The organism is Moorena sp. SIO2C4, assembly GCF_010672485.1.
Lineage (GTDB): Bacteria > Cyanobacteriota > Cyanobacteriia > Cyanobacteriales > Coleofasciculaceae > Moorena > Moorena producens.
Genome location: NZ_JAAHGN010001551.1, coordinates 1 through 1,140, shown reverse-complemented (window position 1 = coordinate 1,140; position 1,140 = coordinate 1). Strand labels below are relative to the sequence as shown.

The following is a 1,140-nucleotide window of genomic DNA, read 5'->3' as shown; positions in this document are numbered from 1 at the left end:
TTGGACTCCGGGAACAGGGAGCAGTGATTTACCGTGGCAGTGATTTCGACCGCTGGGATCTGGAGGTGCGGGGTGGGTTGTTCGGCGCTGTCCGGATACTAATGACCATTGAAGAGCACGGTGGGGTAAGCAACTGCTGCGATTCCGCTCCTGGCCGAGGGTTGCTGTCCCTGCCTTAATCATTAAGTTCCTTTTGCTACTGCTCTGTGCTGTAGCAGCCTTTGACCAGGCAGGTATGGCTTCTGCTATTCTTGGAACAGTAGCTGTACTGCTCTTGCTGGCAAATTTCCAGGATTGTGCTACTGCCAAAGCTTCCTACCTTTACGTACTCAGACAGTTAGAAGGCATTAATCTCGAATCTGCCACCAACAATCCTACGAACTCACAGCAAAATAAGCAAGCTGCGATCATAGGAGTGGAACTGTAGATGAGTCCAGAAATTGCAGCAACGAAGCACCGATACCGGCGTATGCTCCTATACCCACTGCGCCAGTGGCGTACCTTCGTAGTGATTCTCGCTTTGACTGCAGCCACCTCCTTTGTTACCACTCTCCAACCCTGGCCGATGAAAATCCTGGTGGATTACGCACTTGGTGACACGGCTGTGCCAGCGGTAGTTGGGTCGCTTTTGGGGAACTGGAACCTGACCGTGACGCCCTTTGTGCTGGTTGTTACAGCTGCTCTTGCTAGCCTCGGACTCTATGCCCTGAATGCTATCCTTGAAGTGGGTCTAATCTGGTTCTGGAGCGCTGCTGGTCAACGCATGGTCTATGACCTGGCACAGAAGCTGTTTCATCGACTCCAACGCCTCTCGCTGCTGTTCCACAGTCAGCGCAGTGTCGGTGATTCCCTGAGTCGCTTGACAGTAGACACCTATTGTGTATATACCTTGACTAATGCCCTGCTGGTCTCACCTGCCCAGCAAGTGCTGACTTTGTTGAGCATTGGCATCGTTGCCTGGAACCTAGAGCCAACACTAACCCTGCTATCCCTAGCAGTAGCGCCACTGATGGGGGGTTCCACCCTGTTTTTCGGTGCCCGGCTCAAACGCCGGACGAAGCTGAACCGGGAAGCCCAGTCCCGTCTGCTGAGTTTCGTCCACCAGACCTTCACCGCGATCCCGGTAGTACAGGCATTTGA

2 protein-coding genes are annotated in these 1,140 nt (G+C 53.6%); both read left to right on the top strand.

All coding sequences use genetic code 11. The features are described 5' to 3' along the window. The first annotated feature begins 193 nt into the window (after nucleotides 1–193). A complete protein-coding gene (locus F6K20_RS39435) occupies nucleotides 194–427 on the top strand; it encodes a hypothetical protein (RefSeq protein WP_287298589.1) in 234 nt (77 codons plus the stop codon). Next, nucleotides 428–1,140, top strand: a 713-nt coding sequence (locus F6K20_RS39430) for an ABC transporter transmembrane domain-containing protein (RefSeq protein WP_287298588.1), incomplete at its 3' end; no start/stop codon positions are given. It abuts the gene before it with no gap.